Raw genomic sequence first — 19,455 nt, 5'->3', positions numbered from 1 at the left:
TTCGGAAAGCGTAGAGCCCGCTTCAGCATCTGCCACGGCAACTCCTTTACGCGTTCCGTGCGGCCGAGCATTCTGGCAAATCAGACTCGACGCACCAATCCTTGAACGCATTCCTGGGGCTGGTGGCCTTGTAAGCCTTTGCCGCCAGCTGTTCATGTACGTCCGGCTGCCGGTCTCGGTTTTACCCTTTGCCGTGAACAGACCTGGCGTAAGACGCCGATTCGATCTCATGGGGAAACCGCGTACGTTCCTTGTGCGCCGTGAGCCGCAACCAGCGCTCATCCTCCTCATGAATCCTGCGGCAGGCCCGACCCTGGACGCGTGTACCGGCGACTCCTTTCGTTATCACGACCTCTGCGTGCTCGCCGCGTCATGCCTCTTGAACACGCTTTTCTCGCCGATGACGACTTGCGCTGTAACTCGTGGATAGTCACGTTAGCCTCCGATTGAGCGACGGCGTGGATTTCTCCGACATGCATGCAATCGGTCCTAATCTCCAGTAACAGCGTCCAACGCCGCTTTGAAGTCGTTCAAACCATGAGGTTTCTGCAACAGGGCTGTCCTCGCGTTGTCTTCCAAATCTGGAGCGGTATTCATCCCGGTAGAAAAAACGATGCCGATCTGCGGCCACCGACGGCGCACCTCGCGCGCAAACTCTTCTCCGGACATGCCCGGCAGTCCAAGATCTGTGACGAGAATGTCGACGTCTGCATTGTCAAGCAGATTGAGCGCCTCTTCCGCCGAACCTGCCTCGAGAACCTCGTATCCGAGATCGATGACCATATCAGCGTCAGAAATGCGGATCAGAACGTTATCCTCGACGAGAAGCACGCGAATAAGCGTGCTCTCAGCTGAAGCATCCGGTTCCGCCGGCGCCCGATCAGAAGCCTTCTGATCGGCCATCGCAAGCGAAACCTGCTTCTCATTGTTGATCACATGTCGGATTTTCCGCGCCAAAGCCTCCCGGGTATAGGGCTTGGAAAGTAACTGTACTCCCGGATCGAGTCGGCCCCCATGCACGATCGAATTTTCCGTATAGCCCGATGTGAACAGGATGGCGATGTGAGGGAGCCGTTCTTTCGCCTTGCGAGCGAGCTCGGCACTTTTCAGAGGGCCAGGCATCACAACGTCGGTGAACAGCAGATCGATTGGCATCCCGCTCTCCAATATGCTCAGAGCAGCGCTGGCATCGGGCGCTTTCAGGACGCGGTACCCCAGTTCCTGTAGCATTTCGACAACGGTGGCCCGCACACCCTCGTCATCCTCAGCGACGAGTATGGTCTCGGGGCCGCCTTCGATAGGGCCATCGAGGGTCACGACCTCAAGATCTTCCTGCCCCATCGAGCGGGGCAAATACATTTTGATGGTCGAGCCGTGGCCAACCTCGCTGTAGATCTTGACGTGACCGCCGGTCTGTTTGACGAAGCCATAAACCATAGACAGACCAAGACCGGTCCCCTTCCCCTCCGGCTTGGTCGAAAAGAATGGCTCAAAGACCTTTTCTATGAGATCGGGCGACATGCCCGTGCCTGTGTCGGTGACAGCCAAGACGACATACTGACCCGGTTGCACGTCCTGGTGCAGCCTAGAATAGGCATCGTCGATATGGCTATTTCCGACTTCGATTGTCAGCTTGCCGAAACCGTCCATCGCGTCGCGCGCATTGATCGCAAGGTTGAGGATCGCGTTCTCGATCTGCATTGGATCGACGAGCGTATTCCAAAGACCGCCCGAAACGATCGTCTCTACCTCGACACCCTCGCCGATCGTCCGACGCAGCATCTCGTCCATTCCGCGCACGAGGCGCCCGATGTTGAGAACGCGGGGATCCAAAGCCTGGCGACGACCGAAGGCCAGCAATTGCGATGCGAGCTTTGATCCACGGTCAACACCGGCCAAAGCGTTGACGATACGGCGCTGGGCCTGGTCGTTTTCGACAACGTCCTTGGCAAGGAGTTGCAGGTTGCCGGCGACCACCTGAAGCAAGTTATTGAAGTCATGAGCCACACCACCGGTCAGGTTTCCGATGGCCTCCATCTTCTGCGCCTGCTGTAGGGCCGTTTCCGTCCTTTTCAACGCGATCGCCGCTTCACGCTCTTCGGTGACGTCACGCCCGACAGCGTGGATGAATGCGTCATCAGGCACTGCTGTCCAGGAAATTGTGCGATAGCTGCCGTCATGGGCTTGGTAACGGTTCTCGAATAGGAAAGTCGTCGCGCCTTGGCCAAGCTTACCGACTTCGTCGAGCGTGGATTGCCTATCGTCAGGGTGAACGAGGTCCATGAAGGAGCGTCCAATCAGCTCACCCTCCTCCCAGCCAAATACGGATTTCCAGGCCGGATTGACCGCAGTTATCCTTGCGGAGAAGTCGGCGACAAGCATGATGTCGGTCGACAGCCGCCACATGCGGTCGCGGTCGGCGGTTCGCTCCGCCACGCGCCGCTCGAGCGTCTCGTTCATTTCCTGTAGCGCCTGTTCAGCCCTTCGGCGCGCGGTGACATCCTGACAGATGACTGCAATCTGGCGCCGGCTCGGCGGCTCGACGCGGAAGGCACCGACATCGAGGATACGCTTGGTCTCGTCAAATGCGAGTTCAAGCCGCCGCGGCTCTCCTGTCTCCAAAACAGTGCGATAGAACTCGACCCATTTATCGGCCTCCTGCGGGAAGGCCTCGCGAACGGTTTTCCCGATGATATCAGGCACGCCGGACTGCCGCTTGTAAGCCTCGTTGTATTCGAGATGGACGTAGTCACTCAGCGGTCCGTCCGGACCGTCGACAAATTCGATCATGCAAAGGCCCTCATCCAGAGAGGCAAACAAACTGCGATAACGCAGCTCGCTCTCGCGAAGGGCGGCCTCTGCTTCCTGGACGCGGGTGAGATCGAGCATAGCGCCGATCATGCGGATTGCGCTGCCCATCTCATCCCGGATGATGTGTCCGCGATCCAGCACGGGCGCATAGGTCCCGTCGGCCCGGCGGAAGCGATATTCGCCACTCCAATCCGCATCTGATCCATCGATAGCCGCATGGATCGATCGGTCGATGCGGGAGCGGTCGTCCGGGTGGATGTGCTTTATCCACCATTCTCCCGTCGGCTCAACATTCTCCATGCGATGGCCGTATGCCTTCACAAGCGCCTCGTTCCACAGCACGAAGTTCGTGGAGAAATCCCAGTCCCATATCGCGTCGTTGGTTGCACGGCTTGCGAGATGATAGCGCTCCTCTGTCTCCCTGTGCGCCATCTCCTCCAGCCGCGCCTGAGTCACGTCGCGGACTGTTCCGATAAAACGGAGAGCTATCCCGTTCTCGAAGAACGTCCGGCCTTTCGCCGCGACCCAGCGAACAACGCCGTCCACGACGCCAACCGTACGGTAGGCTACGTCGTATTCCCCATTTCCCTCAACGTTGACCGCTGCCTTGACGGCAGCATCGATCTTGTCCCGGTCATCCGGATGCAAACCGCTTAGGAATGTCTCGTAGGAGACAGGAGCCTCGTCCGGAAGCCCGAACAGCTCCCGGCACCTGTCGTCCCATTCAAGCACGTTATGGACGAGATCATAGTCAAACGTCCCAACCCCGGTCGCCTCCAGAGCTAGAGTGAGCTTTTCCTGCGTCTTCCTGAGATTGTCCTCTGCTACCCTCCTGGATGTTACATCACGGGCGATACCGATAAAACGGATCGGATTGCCGCTTGCATCGCGCTCAAATTCGCCTTTTCGGGCGATCCAGCGGATTTCGCCATCGTGCCGGCGGATCCGGTATTCGACCTCTGTGGCAGCATTTCCCATCCGACGGTTACCAGGATGTGAGACGACCGGCTGGTCATCCACAAGAACGACAGCTTCGAAATCGGTTGCCGGTCGCACCATGAGATGATCCAAGCCGTACAGTTTCGAGAATTCAGGCGTGGCCGTGACAAGATCGTTGGCGATGTCTATTGAAAAACTTCCGACGCCTCCCGCCGCTTGGGCGGCGCTGAGCCGTTCGACGATCTGAAGGTGCTTGTCTTCGGTCATGATCACAGCTTATGTCAGAGTTCGCTTGGCCAACCGGGCATAAAGCCGATAGGACTGTTCAGCAAGCTCTTCAGAGAAAACATCAGGGTAGCTGGCAAAAGTGTTCAGTGATACTTCGCTCTTGGAATAGGGCTTCCCAAAAAAATCGATTGAGTTCCAATGTTGCGCGCGCGCCGGCATGACGCATCGACGTTACCGGGAATGAAAATCGAGGGTATGTTCCAGCGCGACCGTAGCGCCGTAGTCGTGTCGACGCCACTGGACCCACAGGCGAGATTACGTCACGGAGCGGCATTCCCGCTAACGTCTGGGCCTCCTGTCATCACGCTTGTCCATACGCGACCGTTCTCAGGAACTTTGGGCAGGGGCCGGTGGGTGATGTCCGCTCCAAAAGACACGGATTTCTCGGAAGGTTCGCGCGAGACAGTCGACAAGGAGCTCCGGCAGCAGGAGGGCTCCGACAAGCGGCAACCTGATCAAGAAAAAAGCCTGGCGATCAAGGCACGGGCAGCAAGCCGTTGGACCCTGACCACACGTCTCGAAATCAGTTGTATGTTTGGCGAGCGGATCGGACGCCCCATCGGCTGGGCCATGTTCTTCGCGGTAGCTTCCGTGGCGTAGTTCGATGCCTGTCCGGCGAGAACGAAGAACAGGCAATAGGCTAGATGTCGTTGTCAGAGTTGTTTGGGCCCGCCCTCGTGGTAGGCGCGGACTCTGCGACGATCCTAGCCCTCGCGTCATCGTGCACATCGGACGCGATAGTCACCGCTTTGTGATACGCTTCCGACGCCGCTTCGCCGGCTTTGTCGACCGTCTTCGAGACCTCAGCCGAGACCGTGTCCTTCAAGCGATCAGATGCCTCTCCGAGGGCCTCATCTTCCGTCTGGGTATGCGGCAGTGTCGCTCCGATTGCCGCGCCAAGCGCAAATGCTAGCGCGCCGCCAACGAGAGGCTGATCTTTGAAATGCTTCAGCACCGCGTCATTTAGTTGCGAGCCCACGTCGGTCGCACTGCCGGCTGCATTTGAAAGTTGTTGTCCAGCCTTGCCTGCAGAGCCGGTGATCGATTGCCAAGAGTTGGATATCCAACCGGAGGCTTCGTCAAAGAGGTTCCCGGCCTCATCCCGGATATCATGGATTGGCCGACCGGTGGCGTCTGCAAAGCCGCGGTAGGTTTTTCCGCTGGCATCGTTGAAATGTCCAGCGCGACGGCCTGTTCCATCCGTCAAAGCCTTAAATCGGCTTCCCGCAGCATCACTGAAGTGGCTATAGTGGACGTCACCTTCCGCTTCCGGGGGGCCAATTCGACGCAGATTGCCGCTGGTGGTGGCAAGCGGGTACGTTTCGCTCGAGCTTTGGGCGTAGGATGCCACGCTGTTTTTCGGTCCAGCCATAAGCCATGCAAGGCCGACGCCCATGAGGGCCAGCGGTATTGGATTATTTTTTACCGCGGCCCCCAAGATCAAAGCATATTCGCCGCCGCAGCTCGACTTGACGTAGGCAAGTGCTTCGTCGACCAGTTGGCCCGGCGACATCAGCTGCTGGATTGCGTCGAGCCGTTCCTCGATGCGCTGGCGGTCCTGAGCGATCTCTTGTTCGATCTCTACCGATCGGGGATTGTCTGACATATAGGCCATTAGGTTCTATCCTTTACGATCTGAGCGTCGCGCTGCATGGCGGCGGAGGTGCGCTCGAGCTTAAGATTTTCGCCCTTGAGGGCCTTCAGTCCTCGCGAAGCAATCGCCCAGGCTAAGAACGCGACTACGACGCCGACTATTACAGACGAAAGTGCATCGGCGCTGGGTTCTGCCATGCCTTGCGAGACCAGCAGCGCCGTGATCCCTTTCACCAATGCCGCCAGCAATACGCCCACCGCGCAGATCGCCAGCACGAGGCCTGCCGCGAAGGCTTCCACCCCCGTCAAAGCATGCGACAGCTTTTCCGACGCCTCTGACTTTGCGAGCTGGATCTCTTTCCGGAAGAGGCCCGAAATGTCGCCGACCAAGCCGGTAACCAATTCTGGAAGGGATCGGTGATCAGTTGAATTAGTCATGGGCGCGGTCCTCCGCGGCGGTAAGGCCGGTAGGCGCTACAGATGTCGACGGTCCTCCAGAAGGCGAGAGCTGGCGACTGGCGGCGGTCCCATGGCTTTGTGACCGACCCGACTTGGGAGCCGAAGATGTCAGGAAGCGGCTTGCAGCAAGACCCGCTATGGCCGCTATGCTCAGAAATGCGAGGGGCTGCTTGCGGCCGAAGTCTTCAGCCATTCCAGCAATCTCGCTCAAGCTGCGATCCTGAATGCTATCAGACGCGCTACGGAGGCTCGTTCCGAGATTTCGAGTAACTTTGCTGACGTCACGATTGTCACCGCTATCAAGTTCGGTGGCGACCTTTTCTAAGGCGTGCGCAACGACACCCAGTTTCTCCGCCAAGATGTTCTTCTGGTCGGTCGCAGCGTCGTTGGCCTTGTCCGATGCGCTTGCGACCTCCCGGCTAGCGAAATCAGAGACAGATCGGATATCTTCACTGACTTTTTGTTTGAGATCCGCCGTCGCGGACCCGGAAGCACTTTCTCCACGATCGATCATTGGATTCTCCAAGGGTTGGCTGTTGCTGGAGCACGCTCAACATCAGGGAAATCCGATTGTTCCTCAAAAAAAGCGCGACGGTAGAGGCTAGCTGCTCGATCAAAGATAGCCGTCCAGTAATAGTGAGATCGTCGTTGCTTCCCCGGGTATCCGCAGGAGAAATTCATCGCTGCTGGGAATTGGTCGTCCGCATGTCTTCGCACCGCGATCATGGCGTTTCGACCCGGCGGCATCCCATTATCCCGGGCGTCTATGGCGGCTTTCTTGGCCCCCCCTCTGCGCGAATAAATGCTCACAATCGGAACTGGTCAGACCATCTGCTACTCCGCACTGAGGGGGACGGGCTCGATCCAAGCTTCATCATCCTTCATCGTGCGAACCGACGGTTTGGCACTCAGAAGACATGGCGCTATCGCTCATTTCCGATTGATGCTCATCAAAGATGCGGGCGCCGCGTTGTCGTGCCAGATAGCGGCTGATCCACTGCATGCTGACCAGGATGCGACAAAAGTTTGCGCTTGAAATTTGGGAAAGCTGCCATGGAACTTTGAGGAAGTCGGTTGGTTCTCAAGCCACAAAGGAGCTTTTTATGACCTTACAGCTCGCCCTCGAAGAAGATGATCTCGCGCCGGTGAGACAAGCCGGATCCGATACGTCGATCATCGCGCCTGATCTTTCCTACCTGCGGATGTCAATCGTCAATGTCGTCTTTTATGGCACTCCCTCAAGAGGCGATGAATGGGTGCTGATCGACACTGGACTTCCCACGTCGAAAAACGCGATTCTCGAGGCGGCGGAGCACCGATTTGGTCGCAACACCCGGCCTTCGGCAATTGTCCTAACCCATGGTCATTTCGATCATGTGGGTGCTCTGGAGCCGTTGGCGCGACACTGGAACGTGCCGGTCTATGCTCATCCACTGGAATTTCCATATCTGAACGGACAATCTTCATATCCTCCTGCCGACGCATTCGTCGGCGGAGGAGCAATCGCGTTGATCTCGCCGCTCTTTCCGCGTTCGCCCGTAGACGTAAGCCCTTGGTTGAAGGTATTGCCTTCTGATCAGAGCATACCTGAGATGCCGGACTGGCGCTGGTTGCATACACCCGGCCATGCGCCTGGCCACATCTCCCTTTGGCGCGAGAGCGACCGGACCCTGATCGCAGGAGACGCAATTATTACAACCGGGCAGGAGTCGGTGTATGAGGTCATCACCCAAAAGCCAGAAATGCACGGGCCACCCCGATACTTGACTCAAGATTGGGAGGCTGCCGAACAGTCGGTTGCTATCCTCGCCGCGCTGGAGCCTGAACTCATCATCAGTGGCCATGGCCGCCCGGTGCGTGGAGATAATGCTCGCAAACGGTTGCAGGAACTCGCCGCGAATTTTGTGGCAATCGCAGTACCGGAGGGTGGGCGTTATGCGCTGGATCCTGCCAAGCCTGGCAAGACCGGCAATGACGCCTATCGCTAGCCCTGGTCCTTATTCAGCACGGTTCATGCAAGTCTCATAGCACCCACGCGCGTGAGGACTACTACGCCGAGTTGTTCAGGCTGCAGGGCTGGTTGACGGTCAACTCGTCAGCAAGCATTCGTCCCTTGGCGTCTTGCTGACCGCGGAGCGCTGGGCGGGTCGTGGCGAACTCGCCCATGCTACAACCGTTTGGAAGCTATGTTCCGTCGCCTCGTCTCCAACCGCTCCGTGTGGTGCCCATGCAAATATCTGATCTCCATCAATGCCCATGGCTGGTAGACACGGTCGCAAACCGGATATGGGCTCATTGGGGGGAGGAGGAACGGACAATTGGGACTGTTCGCTCTAGGATTTCAGAGGCAATAGTGGGCCGCGCATTTCCGTTCGTTCTCGTTGCGCTCGATCAAAGCGCATTCCTCGGTACGGTGTCCGTCGTCGAAAGCAACTCGGCCCCCCGTCGAGATTTATCGCCTTGGCTATCGTCGCTTTGGGTCGACGCTAATCACCGGCGGGTCGGTGTTGGGTCGGCGCTCGTCAACGAAGCGATCAAGCAAGCGGCCAACCGGGGACGATCACCTCTTTATCTCACGGCAACCGGGGGCGGTTCGCAGTTCTACCGACGACGGGGCTGGAAAGACGTTCCGTCTCCCCTGACGGACGGTTCGGTGATGGAATACACATGGCCGGATTCCATCGAGCCGAAGTGGCGGTCTAGTCTCGGATGAATTCGGCGCTTTGCTACAAGGCTGCTGCGCCAAATTCTTTGGCGGTCTTCAGCTTGATGTAACTTGGACCGGTCGCTCCGCAAAGCCGCCTTCACCGCGCCGTTCGGCGCCCTACTTCAAATCAGAAATCAGAACGAAAGGAACGACATTGGCGACTGGATTGATTGCATTGCTCGACGACGTCGCTGCAATTGCAAAGGCTGCCGCAGCGTCGGTTGACGATGTCGCGGCGCAAACAGCGAAAGCCAGCGTAAAAGCTGCGGGTGTCGTTATCGATGATACGGCTGTCACGCCGACTTACGTTGTGGGCCTGTCCCCTGCCCGCGAACTGCCGATCATCGGCAAAATCGCGCTTGGATCGTTAAAGAACAAACTGATCTTTCTCCTGCCGATCTGCCTGGTCCTCGGTTATTTCGCGCCGTGGCTGATCACGCCTCTGCTGATGCTCGGCGGCATTTACCTGTGTTATGAGGGCGCCGAGAAGCTTCACCAGGCGGTATTCCCCCATGCTTCGCTTCACGATGCGGGCCAGAAAGTGTCGATCGACCCGGCCAAGTTGGAAAGCGAAAAAGTTGCCGGCGCAATCCGCACCGACTTCATACTCTCGGCGGAGATCATGGCACTGACGCTGGCGGGGGTGTCCAGCCTGACTATTTATTCGCAGGCTGCGGTTCTGGGGGCAGTTGGGGTTCTGATCACTGCAGGTGTCTACGGCGTTGTTGCTTTGATCGTAAAAGCTGATGATATTGGTTTATACCTCAAGCAAAGCAAAAATCGTTCAGCAAAGGTGATTGGGGTGGGCCTCGTCAAAGGGGTTCCTGTGCTCCTGAGGTTGCTTGCGGCCATCGGAACGGCGGCGATGTTATGGGTGGGCGGCAGCATCGTCGTCCACAGCCTTGCCGGAATGGGTCTGCATTACCCGGAACACATGATTGAAGGCTTCGCTCGTTTTGTTGAACAAGCGATTGTCGTTGTTCCGGCGATCACACGCTGGATCGCAACCTCATTTGTTCAAGCGATCGTCGGCATAGTCATCGGTGCCGTCGCGGTCACGATGCATGGAATCTGGAAGCATTGCGTCAAATAGTTTGAGTGACTAGGCGAAACGGCATTCGCTGCTAAACAGCGTGGTACGCACTAAGGGCATTCGGATTAGATTTAGCTAGCCACCTGTTCGCCGGCACCGCCTTCATACCAATTCGTGGTGTTCGGTAGGCAATCCGATACAGGCAATCACAAAGACTGAGGCCCCGCCGGTTGTGATCCTCAACCTTGGCCGGCGTGCCTTCAGCAACAGAAACTGGGCAATGCCGCCTAACGTTGAGCGCACATGGGCCGCGGTTGGCCGCGTGCCAGAATCCGGGGCCGCGAAAAGCCGCAGCCGCAGCATGACCGACTGTCTACACCCACGACCCCACCCGCTGACGGTCAACCCGGTTGAGGATCTGGATGATGTCTTCGGCCTCATCTAGGTCGAGCCCGATCAGGGGCTCGTCGAAGACTTCAGCTGCCACACCAGTGAATATGTCAAACACAGTCCAAGTCCCATCGCCCTCTTCGCGGAGATCATACCGCCGATGATACATTTACCGAGCTCTCCTAGGACCCTTGGCGTCAGTAGGGCACGAACTAGCATACGGTCCCGAAGTTCCGTCTCAGTCGAAGTACTAGTCACTACGCAAGCGGCCGACGGAAAGGAGAAGTCTCCCCTGAAAGCAAACAGACGGGGCGCAGCGCTAACCGTCGGCTTCCAGTTGTCGCGCAGTCCTTGAACTCGGCCCCTAACCCCTTGCTCATGTGGGCATTGTATCCCGCGGTCTTAACGTGAACCACCTTCGGGCCCGTCCGGATGCGACGTTCCCTTAATAATTTGCAAACGCTCGCGAGGGGCGCCCCTCGTTTTTGAAAGTCGAGGAGCTTGCAAATCAGCATGGAACAAGAAGAATTCACTCGCCGCTTCACAGCGGAAGCCGCAAGATTTTATTCCCAGGACAGAAGCTGCCCTTTAGGCGCGTGCCCCTCGAATACGCGGATGATGTTGTCGCGAGAAGCGCTCTTCTTTTTTGAGGTCTCCATGGTCAGAGATGATGCTGCAATCAGCGGCTTGGCGTTCTCCAACAACATTCTGTCGATTGCGCGCAAAGCGAGGGCTCAGCCAGTCGCTCAGGAGAGCTTACAACCCGAACGAGGGTCGCTTCGATCGTTAAACGAAATTCCCCCTGCCACGAGGGGCGCAGCAGGGGGCGTGACCACCCATCGTCCTGGAGAAGCCGACGGGCGGCTATAGAACAACCCACGGGCGGCGGACGTTCCATGGCATCAACAATGGCATCAGATGAGATGCGCGCGCTGCTTCGGGTCACGCGGCGACTTCCAAGCCTGTTTTCACGGTGCCGGAAAGCGAGGGATCGTCTGGTGAGCATTCGCGGTCCCGTCTGCCCCTGGCGGAACATTCAGACGGGTTAAGCCGTTTGGCTTATCCTTAGGAGGAAACAGATGAAAAATATCACTAAAGCCTTAGCTGCCCTTTCGCTTTCCGCAATGATGGGGATCACGTCACTCGGCTCAGCCTCTGCTATGCCGCTTCCGTCGGTGTCGCAGCCCACCCGGGTAACCGATGTTCAATCCGTTCAGTGGGATCGCCGCGATTGGCGCGAGCGACGTGATCGTCGTGAGTGGCGTGAAGAACGCCGCGACCGCCGTGAATGGCGCGAGCGCCGTGCTGGTTATTATGGAGGTCACCGCGGCTATCGTGATTACCGCCGCGGGTATCGACGTCATTCCGATGGCTTCTGGTATCCGCTGGCAGCGTTCGGAGCGGGTGCGATTATCGGCGGTGCTGTGACAAGCCAGCCCAGAATCTCGGGTAGCGGGAGCCATCAGCAGTGGTGTGCTAATCGATATCGTTCTTATCGGGCGTATGACAATACGTACGCGCCGCGCGCAGGCGTTCGCGCTCAGTGCAACTCACCTTATAATTGAGGCATCGCAGCAGAGAGAGGCGGCTGAGATGCCGCCTTTTTCTTACCGAACACCCTTCTCATTTTCGCCGAGCTGCTGAAAGGCAGTCCAACTGGGGGTGTGGAATCTCATCGCCTAGCAGCGGGCCGGGAGTTCGATCCATAGCAGCGACCATCGCTCCTGCGATGGCGTCGGTTGTTTGTAGTAGCTCTGCCCCTCATGCTGCATTCGCAACGTATGCTCGATGATAGGTCTCGATGGCGAGGCTCCTTCCAGTCCCGAAGCGTTCAAATATGCCTCAAGATCGCCAAGTGTACCAAAACCTTCGATATCCGGTCGGCCGGGCGCTGAAACTTTCCACGCGTAATACGACATCATTCTTCCTCCTGACCTGCCCGCAGCGGAACGCACGGGCCGCTTCAGTTTTGCAGCGGGTCTGTCTGTTCGCCGTCCCGGTGCGGCCTGTTCCTCGTTGCTTCCGCAGCAGGGAAACTTTCTCTGGTCAGCTTCCTCGGCAGACCACCGACAAGTTACCGCTCGCGAACTGGAGCCGTGGATGCGAGTTCCATCGTTATCTGGGGATCGCCGCGTTCGTACTTTTGGCAGCGGCTGAGCATTTTGATCCAGGTTGATGACTCTTGCCGCAGCGCGGTTGGGCTCAGACCTTGATGCGCTCCGGAATGGAACTTCAGTGGCTCTCGCCTGTTCGCAGCCTTTTCCGGCTCAAAAGGGATAATCGATGACTGACGGTCGAAAAGCTGATGCGCAACCGGCCCCCGCTGGTGGCTGGGGCGCTCTCAACGCTGTTGAGCGTCACCTGAGCAATCAGCAGGTGTTGATCAAAGGCAACCGGGCACTTCTGTCGATGAACAAGCCCGGCGGTTTCGACTGCCCAAGCTGCGCCTGGCCAGATCCTGACAAGCCGCATTTCGCGGAATACTGCGAAAACGGTGCCAAGGCAGTGGCTTGGGAGGCAACAAAGAAGCGGACAGGCCCGGAATTCTTTGCGCAGCATCGAGTGGAAGATTTGAAGGCCTGGACGGACCATGAACTCGAAGCCCATGGGCGTCTGACCCATCCGCTGCGCTACAACGCTCGGACAGATACGTGTCAATCCGTAGACTGGCAAACGGCACTTACGGAAATTGGCGAAATTCTGCGCCGTCTCGATCCGAAGCGCGTGGAGCTTTATACCTCAGGCCGAACGTCCAACGAAGCAGCCTTCCTTTGGCAGCTTTACGGCCGGCTACTCGGTACCAACAATTTTCCAGACTGCTCAGACATGTGCCATATGACAACTACCATGGCCCTGCCGGAAAGTATTGGAGTTGGCAAGGCGACGGTAACGCTTGAGGATTGGGAGCATTGCGACGCCCTTTTCATCATCGGCCAGAATCCCGGCACCAACAGCCCACGTATGATGGGCTACCTGCACGACATGGCCAGGCGCGGTATCCCCATCGTTACCTTCAACCCGTTGAAGGAGAGAGCTCTGCTACGATTTACCGATCCGCAAAACCCGGTTGAGATGCTGACGGGCCGCGGCCAGCCAATTAGCTCTAATTATTTTCAGCTCCGGACGGGCGGCGATATCATGGCAATGCAGGGTATTTGCAAAGCGGTGATTGCAGCCGATGATTTGGCTAAAACCAACGGGGCCGCTCGTTTGCTGGATCTTAATTTCATTGCAGAGCATACGCATGGCTTTGAAGCCTTCGCGGATCACGTCCGCGCGCTGACGTGGGAGGAGATCGAGCGCTATACGGCCCTCACCCGGGATCAGATCCAGCAGGCTGCGATAGTCTATATGAAGGCGGAGCGGGTCATTGCTTGCTGGGGCATGGGCATCACCCAGCATAAGCACGGCGGTGACGCGATGCACCAGATCCTTAACCTGCTCTTCCTTCGGGGCAATATCGGTCGCCTTGGAACCGGGGCTTGTCCGGTGCGCGGCCACTCGAATGTCCAGGGTGACAGGACTGTTGGCATCAACAAGACCCCGACAGAGGATTTTCTCGTCAACCTTGACCGGGCATTTGGCTTCCGCAGCCCGCGAGAACACGGCCATGACGCCGCCGAGTGCTGCGAGGCCATCCTTCGCGGTGACGTTGACGCATTTCTTGCAATGGGCGGCAATTTCTTTCGCGCGATACCCGACAGTGAGCGCGTTGCTAAGAAAGTGCCCCAGATCGAGCTAACCGTGCACGTCGCGACAAAGCTGAACCGCAGCCACCTCACCCACGGGAAGCAGGCCTATATCCTTCCAGCCTTGGGACGCACGGAGCTCGATCTGCAAGATGGGAAGGCACAAACCATCACTGTAGAAGACAGTTTCTGCGTAGTTCATGGTTCGACGGGGAGGCTCGCTCCGGCCAATGAGTTATGCCGGTCGGAGCCATGGATCATCGCAAACCTCGCAAAGAAGACCGTCGCCGACCGTGCGGCAATCGACTGGGATGCATTGATTTTAGACTATAGCCGCATCCGAGAGAAAATCGAAGCAGTCTTTCCGGATGAGTTCGTAGACTTCAACGCGCGCATCTCGCAACCGGGTGGATTCCGCCTGCCAAACGGGGCAAGTGAGCGCAAATGGGACACGCCCACAGGCAAGGCAAACTTTCTCTTTGACCCGGATATTCGCGACCAAGACGATGACACACCAGAAAAGCCACACCTTCAATTAATGACAATTCGCAGCCACGACCAATTCAACACCACCATTTACTCGAACAATGACCGCTACCGGGGCGTCTCGGGTGAGCGAATGGTCGTCTTCATGAACGACACGGATATGGTTGAGCATGGCTTGAGCGAGGGTTCGATTGTTGAATTCACGGCTGCGACGCGCGACGGGATAGAACGCCACGCCGCAGGGTTCAAGGTTGTCGCATACGATGTGCCGAAGGGCTGTTGCGCGGCCTATTATCCTGAAACGAACGCCCTGCTCTCGCTCGCTCATCGTGACCGTCGCAGCAATACGCCAGCTGCCAAATCCGTGCCTGTGATCGTTTCCGCCAGCCGCGCAGGCACACCTGTGTGCAGTAAATCGGAAGTACCAGAATCCTATCCGGCCCGGCCGACTGCGATCAATCCAGTGGCATAGAATGGGTCTCGGTGAAATGAGCGAGCTGTAAGAAAGTAGACGTAGAGCGCCTCAGGCCATGCCCGAGCCGACACATTAGGCTGGCAATGGCTAATTGCTGACGAAGACGGCAACGGGTCGGATGCCACTGCCTAGTTGTTCCGTCATGGCACCTGTTTCGTCACCCTTACGATGCGATCCTCAATCGATATGCTCTCGGTCAGCGTTTGCCATTTTCGGCTCCTGTGTTGGTTGTGCCGCCGCTAACTGACGGAAGCAAACCACGTTTCCAGGCGTCTTCGATTTCAGCGGTTGGCCGAAACTGGGCAAGAACGAGGGGAACTCTCGTAAGGCTCGCCTGTTCGATCGATCTCACGGAGTTGAGAGGCTTGTCAGCGGCCTCCACGCTCTCAGATCAACCTGGCCGCTTGGTCGTGGGGGCATGTGGTCGGGGCACTAGGAAGAGATGATGACAAGATCTAGCCTGGCAGTTAAGGAAGGAGTAACTCATGGCTACCGGAGATTGGGAAAAACCCGTCATCATTGCGCTGCCGGGTTTTGCGCATCGTGAAGTGGCTGGCCCGTTCGAGGCGTTGGCCCTGCTCAACGAAGGTTGGCCTACGATGGCCGGTGCGCCGTTCATCAAAGCAAAAGTCGCTTGCCGGGCAGCACTTGAAGATCGCATCACGCCGGAGCAAGCGCGCCGCGACTTCGAAAGGGCGGCCAGAGAGGCAAGCCGGTTTCAGCGATGAAAACTTTTGGTGAACGCTGGGCCAGTTGCACGGTGCGTCCGCTCCTGCCACGTCAGCGGCAGCGTCCGCAGAGGCTGTCGGCTTCTATCGAGTTCTGTCACCTGGGAGCGATCGCGAACCAAGGCACGCAAGAACGCCCTTGATTTAGTTGAGTTGGGGAAATCTCTACGAACGGCTCAGCTGTGTGGCATCCCTGAAGTAGCTAATGGCGATGCGGGAGATGTCCTGATGCCGAATCGAAGCTGTCGCCTCGAGCCATTCACGGCCGCTCGTAGTTTGCGTGCTTCTCGAACTGGACTTGCCGCTCCGTCTGTGACTGATCTGGCTATGTTTCGTCTCGCTCGCTTACACGGCCCCACCCGCGGCTCAGAGACGGGGGGCGCACTTGCCGCACGAGCATCATCATCGCCAGCGGCGTGTTGGAAACTTCGCCGAATGATAAAAGACGGCGACCAGAGACCGCGCAAGCCTGCTGCTGGTTTGTAACTATGCCTGCAAATCACCAGCAAGTGGCACGCATTTTTTGAGCCAGCTTCCAACAGGCAGGGCAGGCCGAGGTCAAACCTAGGAACGTTTGGCACCCTGCGTCGACAGTCAAACCACCAATTTGAACAAACCGGCGCCGAGAGATGGAACTAGGGGCCTCAGCTGCTGTTTGGCACCCTATCAGGATAAGTATGCTCAGGTTAGAGGCTCGAGCGCGATCCGACGAACGGTGCCGCCCCTATCAGGGCCGCTCATCAAGGTCGTTCCTTCAAAGTCGCGACCGAAAGTATCTAAGAATTCGGGCTCAAGGCGAAGCTGTAAATTTCAATAGCTTGAGGAAGAGTTTGCGAATGATTTTCCTGAGGAGCTGCCGGGGTCGCCCGCGATGATCGTACCCGGGTTAGGCGCTGCAACTCTTCGCGTTGCTCACGATTGGTGGGTTGATAGGCTGCCAGGTCCTGGCCAGCGAACTCTTTCATTGAGGACATTGTCATGACCTTTTTGGGGCTCGAAGCGCAGATACTGGCCCGTATACAATTCGCATTTACTGTCTCATTCCACTTCATATTCCCGGCGTTCTCAATTGGAACGGCGAGTTATCTTGCGGTCCTTAATGCGCTTTGGCTCTGGAAGAGGGACGCGGCTTACCTGAAACTATTCGAGTACTGGAAGACAATCTTCGCTGTGACTTTTGCTATGGGCGTCGTCTCCGGGATCGTGATGAGTTACCAGTTCGGTACTAACTGGTCGGTGTTCTCCGATAAGGCAGGGCCTGTCATTGGCCCGCTGATGGGTTACGAGGTTCTGACCGCCTTCTTCCTCGAGGCTGGCTTCCTCGGTATCGCGCTGTTTGGCCGCGAAAAGGTAGGTGACACGGCGCATATGATCGCTGTAGCCATGGTAGCGATCGGCACGCTAATATCTGCGACTTGGATCACCTCGGCAAATAGCTGGATGCATACCCCGGCGGGTTTTAGGATCGACGCCAATGGCGTTTTCATCCCACAGGATTGGTGGCAAATCGTCTTCAACCCCTCATTTCCCTACCGGATGTCTCACACGGTTCTGGCGGCCTTCCTGACGACGGCATTTGCCGTGGGTGCGGTTGGTGCATGGCATCTTCTTAAAGACCAGGAGAACCGACAGGCGCGGATTATGTTTTCCATGGCAATGTGGATGGCCGCGATCGTCACGCCGATGCAGATCGTTGTGGGCGACCTACATGGTTTGAACACGCTGGAACATCAGCCTGCAAAGATTGCCGCAATCGAGGGACATTACGAGACGCATAAGAATGGCGCTCCGCTCATTTTGTTCGGCGTCCCGGATGACGCGGCGGAGACCACACGCTACGCGGTAGAGGTCCCCAAGCTTGGATCACTGATTCTGAAGCACGAGCTGAATGGCGAGATCAAGGGATTGAAGGAATGGCCTCGCGATCAGCGTCCTCCGGCCCTATTGCCGTTCATCACTTTTCGGGTGATGGTCGGAATAGGCTTTCTAATGCTTGCTGTCGGCATCTGGTCGCTGTGGGCGCGCTGGAAGGGTCGGCTTTATGAGACAACGTGGCTTCACCGAGCAGCGGTGGGAATGGGAGGTTCCGGTTTCATAGCCGTTCTTGCTGGATGGTACACAACTGAAGTGGGCCGACAACCCTGGACCGTCTACGGTCACCTGAGGACGGCCGAAAGTCTCTCGCCCGTTTCCGCGCCAGCCGTCGGCGCGTCGCTTCTCACCTTCATCGTTGTTTATTTCATCGTCTTTGGTGCCGGCGTCTACTACCTCCTAAAACTGATGCGAAGGCCGCCTACACCGCTTGAGGATCACGAACTGAACGCAGGTCCAATACGCACCGCCGGCATCACGCCCGGCCCGACCCAGGATCATCCGCAAGGAGGACGTCATGGACATTGACCTCTCGTTCATCTGGGCAGGAATCATCGCATTCGCTGTGCTCGCCTATGTCGTCCTTGACGGCTTTGATCTGGGGATCGGCATCGTTTTCCCCTTCTTCCGCAAGCGCCGCGACCGCGACGTCATGACGAATTCCATCGCACCGGTGTGGGACGGCAATGAGACCTGGCTGGTGCTCGGCGGCGGCGGACTGATGGCAGTTTTCCCACTTGCTTATGCTATCATTTTACCCGCGCTTTACATGCCGATTATGCTGATGCTGGTCAGCCTAATCTTCCGAGGGGTCGCTTTCGAGTTCCGGTGGCGCACGCATCATGAGTCCCACCTGTGGGACTTTGCCTTCTGGATCGGATCGTCTGTTGCAGCTTTGATGCAAGGCATCGCTCTGGGAGCGCTTGTCCAGGGGATCGCTGTTGAGGGAAGGCAATATGCCGGTGGCTGGTGGGACTGGCTCACGCCGTTTTCGGTCTTGACGGGGTCTGCGGTCCTCGTCGGATATTCCCTTCTCGGCGTCACCTGGTTGAACCTCAAGACTAGCGGAGCTATCCAGACCCGCGCTGCCAGCCTCGCGAAGCCTCTGAGCTTCATGCTTTTGGCTTTGATCGGTATTGTGTCTCTGTGGACGCCCTTCATCAACGAGATCTACTTCGAGCGCTGGTTCGGATGGCCTACAGCTTTTTTCTCGTCATTTGTTCCGCTACTGCTGGCAGTCTGTGCTTTCGCTCTCTGGCATGGGTTGAATCGTGGCAGGCATCTGCAGCCTTTCCTCGCCGCCCTCGGGCTGTTCGTTCTGAGCTTCACCGGCTTAGGAATTAGCTTCTATCCGTACATGATCCCGGGCGTGCTCAAGATCGAGGATGCCTCGGCCCCGGAAAGCTCTCTCAAGTTTCTGCTGGTCGGAGCGGCCGTTCTGGTACCCACTATCCTTGGTTATACCGGCTATGCGTACTGGGTGTTCAGAGGCAAAATTGATCCTGAAGAAGGTTATCACTGAATGAGAGAAGCCGCTTGTAAGGTGGCATGGTTTCTTGCGCTGTGGGCAGCCGGCGTCATTACTGTGACGCTCGTTGGGCTCGTCGTACGCAGTTTACTGAGCTGACCTTCATCCGCCAGATAACAATAGGCCGCACAGCTCACTGCTCGGCTGATATTCGGCGCGCGACAGGTATTCGCCCTGCCGCTGATGCCGGCGTGTCTCGCTGACTTACTGGAGAGGAAGCTGGTGGATACCGCTCAGATGCGCGACATCGAATAGTCGGGCTTCCCCCAAGATTCGTGTGTTCGCGAGGCGCGTATGCCTTGGCGTTAGCTCTCCTTGGGAGCCGGCCTCGATCTTGTCTTCAAGGTCAGGGTTCTTCCAGGGCTAAAGTATCCGTTTTGATCAAGCGGGTTTTGGCGTCCATTTTTGCTGTTTTCGCAGGAGTGCATTTGCGAGGACAACGAGCTTCCGCATGATA

At 57.4% G+C, this 19,455-nt stretch carries 15 protein-coding genes; 9 read left to right on the top strand and 6 right to left on the bottom strand.

From position 1 onward, the window contains the following. Positions 1-489: 489 nt before the first annotated feature. Positions 490-4,017, bottom strand: coding sequence for a hybrid sensor histidine kinase/response regulator (locus tag BM216_RS28505; RefSeq protein ID WP_143102892.1), 3,528 nt, complete (start codon positions 4,015-4,017; stop codon positions 490-492). A 378-nt stretch (positions 4,018-4,395) separates the two neighbouring features. Here BM216_RS28505 and BM216_RS28500 point away from each other — a divergent pair, with 378 nt between their 5' ends. Further along, positions 4,396-4,638 carry a hypothetical protein gene (locus tag BM216_RS28500; RefSeq protein ID WP_093003010.1) on the top strand — a complete coding sequence of 81 codons (243 nt, stop codon included), beginning with the start codon at positions 4,396-4,398 and terminating at the stop codon, positions 4,636-4,638. A 40-nt stretch (positions 4,639-4,678) separates the two neighbouring features. Here the strand turns inward: BM216_RS28500 and BM216_RS28495 are convergent, their stop codons facing one another. The 3 genes from BM216_RS28495 to BM216_RS28485 are packed head-to-tail and all read right to left on the bottom strand — an operon-like array spanning position 4,679 to position 6,604. Beyond that, a complete protein-coding gene (locus tag BM216_RS28495; RefSeq protein WP_093003008.1) occupies positions 4,679-5,653 on the bottom strand; it encodes a DUF3618 domain-containing protein in 975 nt (324 codons plus the stop codon). Then, on the bottom strand, positions 5,653-6,069 hold the full coding sequence (locus tag BM216_RS28490; RefSeq protein ID WP_093003006.1) for a phage holin family protein: 417 nt from the start codon (positions 6,067-6,069) through the stop codon (positions 5,653-5,655). Before BM216_RS28490 ends, BM216_RS28495 begins: the two co-directional genes overlap by 1 nt. Next, positions 6,062-6,604: a hypothetical protein gene (locus BM216_RS28485; protein WP_093003004.1), complete on the bottom strand. Its 543-nt coding sequence runs from the start codon at positions 6,602-6,604 to the stop codon at positions 6,062-6,064. Before BM216_RS28485 ends, BM216_RS28490 begins: the two co-directional genes overlap by 8 nt. 589 nt (positions 6,605-7,193) lie before the next feature. On the opposite strand from BM216_RS28485, the gene BM216_RS28480 reads away from it, so the two are divergent. Together BM216_RS28480 and BM216_RS28470 are read left to right on the top strand one after the other, a co-directional pair. Further along, positions 7,194-8,078 (top strand): MBL fold metallo-hydrolase, encoded by an 885-nt coding sequence (locus tag BM216_RS28480; RefSeq protein WP_093003172.1) that lies wholly within the window; start codon positions 7,194-7,196, stop codon positions 8,076-8,078. A gap of 873 nt (positions 8,079-8,951) precedes the next feature. After that, positions 8,952-9,890, top strand: a complete 939-nt coding sequence (locus BM216_RS28470; protein ID WP_093003000.1) for a DUF808 domain-containing protein — start codon at positions 8,952-8,954, stop codon at positions 9,888-9,890. Positions 9,891-10,203: 313 nt separating this feature from the next. On the opposite strand, the gene BM216_RS35125 is transcribed toward BM216_RS28470, so the two are convergent. Further along, entirely contained in the window at positions 10,204-10,338 is a 135-nt protein-coding gene (locus BM216_RS35125) for a hypothetical protein (protein ID WP_280141713.1), read from the bottom strand. A gap of 1,082 nt (positions 10,339-11,420) precedes the next feature. Here BM216_RS35125 and BM216_RS35220 point away from each other — a divergent pair. Both BM216_RS35220 and BM216_RS35215 read left to right on the top strand, forming a co-directional pair. Then, positions 11,421-11,648, top strand: a complete 228-nt coding sequence (locus tag BM216_RS35220) for a hypothetical protein (RefSeq protein WP_348272026.1) — start codon at positions 11,421-11,423, stop codon at positions 11,646-11,648. After that, entirely contained in the window at positions 11,645-11,785 is a 141-nt protein-coding gene (locus tag BM216_RS35215; protein ID WP_348272025.1) for a BA14K family protein, read from the top strand. Before BM216_RS35220 ends, BM216_RS35215 begins: the two co-directional genes overlap by 4 nt. A 114-nt stretch (positions 11,786-11,899) precedes the next feature. Here BM216_RS35215 and BM216_RS33740 read toward each other — a convergent pair whose 3' ends face one another. Further along, positions 11,900-12,142, bottom strand: coding sequence for a hypothetical protein (locus BM216_RS33740; RefSeq protein ID WP_143102891.1), 243 nt, complete (start codon positions 12,140-12,142; stop codon positions 11,900-11,902). A 361-nt stretch (positions 12,143-12,503) separates the two neighbouring features. Here BM216_RS33740 and BM216_RS28450 point away from each other — a divergent pair, with 361 nt between their 5' ends. From BM216_RS28450 to cydB, 4 genes are all read left to right on the top strand, one after another. Further along, positions 12,504-14,867, top strand: coding sequence for an FdhF/YdeP family oxidoreductase (locus tag BM216_RS28450; protein WP_093002993.1), 2,364 nt, complete (start codon positions 12,504-12,506; stop codon positions 14,865-14,867). Positions 14,868-15,355: 488 nt separating this feature from the next. Then, positions 15,356-15,598 (top strand): DUF982 domain-containing protein, encoded by a 243-nt coding sequence (locus BM216_RS28445; protein ID WP_093002991.1) that lies wholly within the window; start codon positions 15,356-15,358, stop codon positions 15,596-15,598. A 978-nt stretch (positions 15,599-16,576) separates the two neighbouring features. Continuing rightward, positions 16,577-17,998, top strand: coding sequence for a cytochrome ubiquinol oxidase subunit I (locus tag BM216_RS28440; protein WP_093002989.1), 1,422 nt, complete (start codon positions 16,577-16,579; stop codon positions 17,996-17,998). Beyond that, the gene (gene cydB, locus BM216_RS28435) at positions 17,988-18,992 is read left to right on the top strand and encodes a cytochrome d ubiquinol oxidase subunit II (protein WP_093002987.1); all 1,005 of its coding nucleotides are present in this window, start codon (positions 17,988-17,990) and stop codon (positions 18,990-18,992) included. Before BM216_RS28440 ends, cydB begins: the two co-directional genes overlap by 11 nt. Positions 18,993-19,455: the final 463 nt, after the last annotated feature.

The organism is Rhizobium sp. NFR07 (assembly GCF_900111905.1).
Lineage (GTDB): Bacteria > Pseudomonadota > Alphaproteobacteria > Rhizobiales > Rhizobiaceae > Neorhizobium.
The sequence above is the reverse complement of the archived record's forward strand: the minus strand, read 5'-3'. Positions and strand labels throughout refer to the sequence as shown.

Bases quoted from the DNA above. Each gene is read 5' to 3' on its own strand.
- BM216_RS28490 (WP_093003006.1), bottom strand. From the start codon at position 6,069: ATGACTAATTCAACTGATCACCGATCCCTTCCAGAATTGGTTACCGGC.
- BM216_RS33740 (WP_143102891.1), bottom strand. From the start codon at position 12,142: ATGATGTCGTATTACGCGTGGAAAGTTTCAGCGCCCGGCCGACCGGAT.
- BM216_RS28505 (WP_143102892.1), bottom strand. From the start codon at position 4,017: ATGACCGAAGACAAGCACCTTCAGATCGTCGAACGGCTCAGCGCCGCC.
- BM216_RS28495 (WP_093003008.1), bottom strand. From the start codon at position 5,653: ATGGCCTATATGTCAGACAATCCCCGATCGGTAGAGATCGAACAAGAG.
- cydB (WP_093002987.1), top strand. From the start codon at position 17,988: ATGGACATTGACCTCTCGTTCATCTGGGCAGGAATCATCGCATTCGCT.
- BM216_RS28445 (WP_093002991.1), top strand. From the start codon at position 15,356: ATGGCTACCGGAGATTGGGAAAAACCCGTCATCATTGCGCTGCCGGGT.
- BM216_RS35220 (WP_348272026.1), top strand. From the start codon at position 11,421: ATGTTCAATCCGTTCAGTGGGATCGCCGCGATTGGCGCGAGCGACGTG.
- BM216_RS28480 (WP_093003172.1), top strand. From the start codon at position 7,194: ATGACCTTACAGCTCGCCCTCGAAGAAGATGATCTCGCGCCGGTGAGA.
- BM216_RS28485 (WP_093003004.1), bottom strand. From the start codon at position 6,604: ATGATCGATCGTGGAGAAAGTGCTTCCGGGTCCGCGACGGCGGATCTC.
- BM216_RS28500 (WP_093003010.1), top strand. From the start codon at position 4,396: ATGTCCGCTCCAAAAGACACGGATTTCTCGGAAGGTTCGCGCGAGACA.
- BM216_RS28450 (WP_093002993.1), top strand. From the start codon at position 12,504: ATGACTGACGGTCGAAAAGCTGATGCGCAACCGGCCCCCGCTGGTGGC.
- BM216_RS28440 (WP_093002989.1), top strand. From the start codon at position 16,577: ATGACCTTTTTGGGGCTCGAAGCGCAGATACTGGCCCGTATACAATTC.